3 protein-coding genes are annotated in these 3281 nt (G+C 60.6%); all 3 read left to right on the top strand.

The annotated features are described in order from the left end of the window. Positions 1–239: 239 nt before the first annotated feature. The 3 genes from ACK6AU_RS31655 (at position 240) to ACK6AU_RS31665 (ending at position 3246) form a co-directional block, all read left to right on the top strand. A complete protein-coding gene (locus tag ACK6AU_RS31655) occupies positions 240–1088 on the top strand; it encodes a glycine betaine ABC transporter substrate-binding protein (protein WP_409303680.1) in 849 nt (282 codons plus the stop codon). Positions 1089–1279: 191 nt separating this feature from the next. Continuing rightward, positions 1280–1591: a DUF485 domain-containing protein gene (locus ACK6AU_RS31660; protein ID WP_022643099.1), complete on the top strand. Its 312-nt coding sequence runs from the start codon at positions 1280–1282 to the stop codon at positions 1589–1591. Beyond that, positions 1588–3246, top strand: a complete 1659-nt coding sequence (locus ACK6AU_RS31665) for a cation acetate symporter (RefSeq protein ID WP_185700671.1) — start codon at positions 1588–1590, stop codon at positions 3244–3246. Before ACK6AU_RS31660 ends, ACK6AU_RS31665 begins: the two co-directional genes overlap by 4 nt. The last annotated feature ends 35 nt before the right edge of the window (positions 3247–3281 follow it).

Genomic DNA, 3281 nt, shown 5'->3' on the forward strand with positions numbered 1-3281 from the left:
CGCGGGCTTGTCGTCGTGGGGCGCAAGGGGGGCTACTGGCTTTCTGATGTCGCTGGCTGTTGCCTTGAGGTCGCAGTCAGAGCAGGTCGTCGCCGGTGGCGGGTTGATGATCCAGGCATCAGTACTCCGCTGATGATCGAACGTGTTCGCGGTCGGGCGTGATGGAGGCGCCGAGCACCATAACCATACGTTGATGTGTCCGGCAGCCGCCTGGCACTGCACTTTTCGGGGAAGTAACGATGAAGATGCGACGACTCTTAGGCGCAGGTGCCGCAATGGTACTTGCCATCAGCTCCACCTTGGCCAGCGCTGACAGCAAGACCCTGAGCATCGGCTATGTCGACGGCTGGTCCGACAGCGTGGCGACGACCCACGTGGCGGCGGAGGTGATCAAGAAGCTCGGTTATGACGTCAAGCTGCAGGCCGTGGCGACCGGGATCATGTGGCAGGGCGTGGCCACCGGCAAGCTCGACGCCATGCTCTCGGCCTGGTTGCCGGTGACCCATGGCGAGTACTGGGCCAAGAACAAGGACAAGGTGGTGGACTATGGCCCCAACTTCAAGGACGCCAAGATCGGCCTGATCGTGCCGGAGTACGTCAAGGCCAAGTCCATCGCTGACCTGAAGGGCGATGCCAGCTTCAAGAACAAGATCGTCGGGATCGATGCCGGCTCAGGGGTGATGCTCAAGACCGACCAGGCGATCAAGGACTATGGGCTGGACTACAAGCTGCAGGCCAGCTCCGGGGCGGCGATGATCGCCGAGCTGACCCGCGCCGAGGAAAAACAGGAATCCATCGCGGTGACCGGCTGGGTGCCGCACTGGATGTTCGCCAAATGGAAACTGCGTTTCCTCGAGGATCCCAAGGGCGTGTATGGCGCCGCCGAGACCGTCAACAGCATCGGCAGCAAGGAGCTGGAGAAGAAGGCGCCTGAGGTGGCGGCGTTCCTGAAGAAGTTCCAGTGGGCGTCGAAAGACGAAATCGGCGAAGTGATGCTGGCCATCCAGGAGGGCGCCAAGCCTGATGCTGCGGCCAGGGATTGGGTGGGCAAGCACCCGGAGCGGGTGGCGCAGTGGACCGCTAAGTAAGTAGCGCAGCGTCTATTCCAAGGGGCTTGGGGGCATCCGCGACGGCGTCGCGGATGCCCCCGTTTTTTTGCGGGGGAGCATTGGCGCGGGGGTTAATGTCGTTCTAATACTAAGGTCGTCTAGAACGCGTTTGAGAGCTGCATAGAGTGGATTGCGTTCCACCTAAAATCTGTGCTGCGAGGATAAAAACAATGAACGACAGCATTTACCTCTCGATTCAAAACAGCCCGCGCTTCAAGGAGCTGGTGAGCAAACGGGAGCGGTTCGCCTGGATTCTTTCGGCGATCATGCTTGGGCTTTACTCGGCTTTCATCCTGTTGATCGCCTATGGACCCCAGATCCTGGGGAGCAAACTCAGTCCTTCATCATCCATCACCTGGGGCATTCCCATCGGTGTCGGCTTGATTGTCTCGGCCTTCATCCTGACGGCCATCTATGTGCGGCGCGCCAACGGTGAGTTCGATGAGCTGAACAACGCGATCCTGAAGGAGGCTCAGCAATGATCCGCCGTCTATTCGCAGCGCTCGGCCTGGCCACCTTCGCTCCCGCTCTATGGGCCGCAGACGCCCTGACGGGAGAAGTCCACAAGCAACCTCTGAACGTATCGGCGATCGTGATGTTCGTGGTGTTCGTCGGTGCCACCCTGTGCATCACTTATTGGGCTTCCAAGCGCAACAAGTCGGCTGCCGACTACTACGCGGCGGGTGGCAAGATCACCGGCTTCCAGAATGGCTTGGCGATTGCCGGCGACTACATGTCGGCGGCGTCCTTCCTGGGGATTTCCGCCCTGGTGTTCACGTCGGGCTATGACGGGCTGATCTACTCCATCGGCTTTCTGGTGGGCTGGCCGATCATCCTGTTCCTGATCGCCGAGCGCTTGCGCAACCTGGGCAAGTACACCTTCGCCGACGTGGCGTCCTATCGCCTCGGGCAAACCCAGATCCGCACCCTGTCGGCCTGCGGTTCGCTGGTGGTGGTGGCGTTCTACCTGATTGCGCAGATGGTGGGTGCCGGCAAGCTGATCCAGCTGCTGTTCGGCCTCGACTACCACGTGGCGGTGATCCTGGTGGGCATCCTGATGTGCCTGTACGTACTGTTTGGCGGCATGCTGGCCACCACCTGGGTGCAGATCATCAAGGCCGTGCTGCTGCTCTCCGGTGCGTCGTTCATGGCGTTGATGGTGATGAAGCACGTGGGCTTCGACTTCAACGTGCTGTTCTCAGAAGCGATCAAGGTCCACCCCAAGGGTGAGGCGATCATGAGCCCCGGTGGCCTGGTGAAGGATCCGATCTCGGCGTTCTCCCTGGGTCTGGCGCTGATGTTCGGTACCGCCGGCCTGCCGCATATCCTGATGCGCTTCTTCACCGTGAGCGACGCCAAGGAAGCTCGCAAGAGCGTGCTCTACGCCACTGGTTTCATCGGCTACTTCTACATCCTGACCTTCATCATCGGTTTTGGCGCGATCTTGCTGGTGAGCACCAATCCGGACTTCAAGGACGCCACGGGCGCCTTGCTGGGCGGTAACAACATGGCGGCGGTACATCTGGCCAATGCCGTGGGCGGCAGTGTATTCCTGGGCTTCATCTCGGCGGTGGCCTTCGCCACTATCCTGGCGGTGGTGGCGGGCCTGACCCTGGCCGGTGCTTCGGCGGTGTCCCACGATCTGTATGCCAGTGTGATCAAGAAGGGCAAGGCCAACGAGAAGGACGAGATCCGCGTATCCAAGATCACCACGGTGACCCTGGGCGTGCTGGCTATCGGCCTGGGCATCTTGTTCGAGAGCCAGAACATCGCGTTCATGGTGGGCCTGGCGTTCTCCATTGCAGCCAGCTGCAACTTCCCGGTGCTGCTGCTCTCCATGTACTGGAAGAAGCTCACCACCCGTGGCGCCATGATCGGTGGCTGGATGGGGCTGGTAAGTGCGGTGGCGCTGATGATCATCGGCCCGACCATCTGGGTGCAGATCCTGCATCATGAGAAGCCGATCTATCCGTACGAGTACCCGGCGCTGTTTTCGATGATCATCGCCTTCGTCGGTATCTGGTTCTTCTCCATCACCGACAAGTCGGCGGCGGCGGCCAATGAACGGGCGCTGTTCTTCCCGCAGTTCGTGCGTTCGCAAACTGGCTTGGGAGCCAGTGGGGCGGTGTCGCACTAAGCTCCTGGCACTGGGCTTCTATCTATATAGAGGCC

The sequence above is a fragment of the Pseudomonas sp. KCJK8993 genome, from assembly GCF_046230915.1.
GTDB classification, from domain to species: Bacteria; Pseudomonadota; Gammaproteobacteria; order Pseudomonadales; family Pseudomonadaceae; genus Aquipseudomonas; species Aquipseudomonas piscis.